Origin of the sequence: Streptomyces sp. NPDC005899 (assembly GCF_040629645.1) — a bacterium.
In the GTDB taxonomy this organism is placed as follows: Bacteria; Actinomycetota; Actinomycetes; order Streptomycetales; family Streptomycetaceae; genus Streptomyces.
Genome location: NZ_JBEXWB010000573.1, coordinates 1 through 2,570, shown reverse-complemented (window position 1 = coordinate 2,570; position 2,570 = coordinate 1). Strand labels below are relative to the sequence as shown.

3 protein-coding genes are annotated in these 2,570 nt (G+C 71.6%); 1 reads left to right on the top strand and 2 read right to left on the bottom strand.

Translation table 11 applies throughout. The annotated features are described in order from the left end of the window. Both ABZ371_RS31570 and ABZ371_RS31565 read right to left on the bottom strand, forming a co-directional pair. A partial coding sequence (locus tag ABZ371_RS31570) for an RNA polymerase sigma-70 factor (RefSeq protein ID WP_358686145.1) occupies window positions 1-925 on the bottom strand: 925 nt, incomplete at its 3' end. A 120-nt stretch (window positions 926-1,045) separates the two neighbouring features. Continuing rightward, a complete protein-coding gene (locus ABZ371_RS31565) occupies window positions 1,046-1,519 on the bottom strand; it encodes a carboxymuconolactone decarboxylase family protein (RefSeq protein WP_358686142.1) in 474 nt (157 codons plus the stop codon). A gap of 313 nt (window positions 1,520-1,832) precedes the next feature. On the opposite strand from ABZ371_RS31565, the gene ABZ371_RS31560 reads away from it, so the two are divergent. Then, the gene (locus tag ABZ371_RS31560) at window positions 1,833-2,474 is read left to right on the top strand and encodes a TetR/AcrR family transcriptional regulator (RefSeq protein WP_358686140.1); all 642 of its coding nucleotides are present in this window, start codon (window positions 1,833-1,835) and stop codon (window positions 2,472-2,474) included. Window positions 2,475-2,570 lie beyond the last annotated feature (96 nt).

The following is a 2,570-nucleotide window of genomic DNA, read 5'->3' as shown; positions in this document are numbered from 1 at the left end:
ACGGATGCGTCCGCCGACGGGCCCGCTTCACCTCGCGGCTGACGGCCCAGGCGTCGCCGACCGGCCCCAGGTGGCCGAGCTTGTCGGGGTTGAGCACCGTGCGGATGGTCTGGATCCGGCCTTCGAGCACGTCCAGGACCAGGATGTGCAGGATCTTGCCGTCCCGGTCGTGGAAGATCGCGCCGGGCTGACCGTTGATCTCGTGCGGTTCGAGCGTCACGTCGATCCGGAAGAGCCAGGGGAGGAAACCACCCAGCGTCCGGGCCACCTTCTCCGCGCCGACGACGGCCCTGGCCAGCTGCGGGGCCTTGCCGCCGCCGTCCCCGACCAGCTGCACGTCGGCGGCCAGCAGCTCCTGAAGCCCGCCCACGTCACCGTCCTTCAGCGCGGCGAAGAACCTCGTCGCCAGCTCCTTCCGCTCCCGACGGTCCGCTGTGAACCGTGGACGGCCCGCCTCCATGTGCCGCCGTGCCCGCACCAGGAGTTGCCGGCAGGCCGGCTCCGAACGCCCCACCGCCGTGGCGATGTCCTCGAACCCGAAGGCGAACACCTCCCGCAGGAGGAAGACCGCCCGCTCCAGCGGGCTGAGCCGCTCCAGCAACAGCAGCGCCGCCATCGAGACCGAGTCGGCCAGCTCCACCGACCGCGCGGGATCCTGATACGGATCGCTCAGCAGCGGCTCGGGGAACCACGGCCCGACGTACTCCTCCCGCCGCACCCGTGCGGAGCGCAGGACATCGATCGAGAGGCGCGTCACGGTGGTCGAGAGGAAGGCCTTCGCCGAGGTGGGAAGGGTCGCTGAGCCGTCGAAACGCAGCCATGTCTCCTGTACCGCGTCCTCGGCCTCACTCACACTGCCGAGGATGCGGTAGGCGATCGAGAACAACAGCGGCCGCAGCTCCTCGAAGTCCTTCACCTTGCTCACGTTGCTCACGCCGGCTCCCTCGTACGGAACACCTCCACCTGACCGTACTCATCGGCGCAGGCGGCCTCGTGTGATCACCCGGACCCGGCGGGCGAGGTGGCGCCCGCCGGGTCCGGGCCCTCAGTGGAACTGGCCGGGCTCGTAGTCTCCGGCCGGCTGCCGGGTCATGATGTTCAACCGGTTCGCCGTGTTCATGAAGGCAATCAGGACGACCAGGGCGGTGAGCTGTTCCTCGTCGTAGTGCTCGGCGGCGGCGGCCCACACCTCGTCGCCGACTCCGTCGGCCGCGTCCGCGATCCGGGTCCCCTCCTCCGCGACCTCCAGAGCGGCCCGTTCCGCGTCGGTGAAGACCGTGGCCTCCCGCCACGCCGCCACCAGGTGCAGGCGTACCGGGCTCTCACCGGCGGCCGTGGCGTCCTTGGTGTGCATGTCGATGCAGGAGGCGCAGCCGTTGATCTGGCTGACGCGCAGTGCCACCAGTTCCTGCGTCATGGTGGGCAGGGGCGATTCCTTGATCGCCTTGCCCGCCGCCATGAAGTGCTTGAGGGCCTTGCCGGCGGCCGGATCGGTCAAGAGGTTCAGTCGCGCGTCCATGGTGTGCTCCTCCGTGGTCGTGAGTGGCTGCATACCTGGGACGAGACAGCCCGGCCCCCTGTGACACGGGCGGATGTGACCTGGGCCTCCCGCGGGCGGGCCGGGTCGGGTGGAGGTCGGCGACGCGCCCCGGCCGATTCCGAACTCGGGTTCGCCACCCGCCGGGCGGCGCGGCGGAGTGGGTGGGCGGCCGGCGGGGCCGGGACAATGGCGCTCGCGCCATGCGGAGGTGAGGAAACCCTCCGGTGCGCTCGCGGCCCCGCTCAGCCGCCGCCGCGAACTGTGGGAGACGCGGTAGACGAAGGAGGACCCCGTGGTGGATGTCTCGGTGGATCAGGTGACCGGCACGGTCGACAGGGCGCGTACGCGGGCCCGTGAGCAACTGCTCGAAGCGGGGCTGGAGCTGTTCGGTGTGTACGGCTACGCGCAGACGTCGGAGCAGGCGCTGTGCGAGACGGCCGGGGTGCCGGCGGAGGTGCTCCGGGAGGAGTTCGGTTCCCGGGAGGGGGTGCTGACCGCCCTGCACAACCAGGTCACGACCAACGGGCTGCGGGCCGCGGAACGGGCCCTGCTCTCGGAGGGGATGGACGACTGCCCGATGGCCGAGCGCTTCCGGCGCCTGTTCGACGCGTACGTGTCCGCGGTGACCCAGGACCTCCGGGAGGCCCGGGTGACGTTCGTCGAGGTGCTGGGCGTGAGCCCGGCGGTCGACGAGCACTGCAGGCGGTGGCGGAGTCTGTGGGCCGACTTCCTCACCGGTGAGGCCGAGCGGGCCGCGGTGCGCGGGGAGGCGGAGGAGCGGGACCACCGGGTCGTGGTGATGGTCATGGTCGGCACGGTCCACGAGCTGATGGCCCACCACGCGCGCCGCCCCCGCCGGGCCCGCCCGGACGAGGTCTCCGCCGAGCTCACCCAGCTGGGGCTCGCCATGCTGGGGACCGAGTCGGCCGACTGAGGGGCCCGTCCCGCCGCGCCCCGGCGAGATGGTGGTACGGGCAGAAGGCGTGGTTCCGCTCCCCGCACGGCGTCAGGGTCACCACTCCGACCTCGG

Bases quoted from the DNA above. Each gene is read 5' to 3' on its own strand.
- ABZ371_RS31565 (WP_358686142.1), bottom strand. From the start codon at position 1,519: ATGGACGCGCGACTGAACCTCTTGACCGATCCGGCCGCCGGCAAGGCC.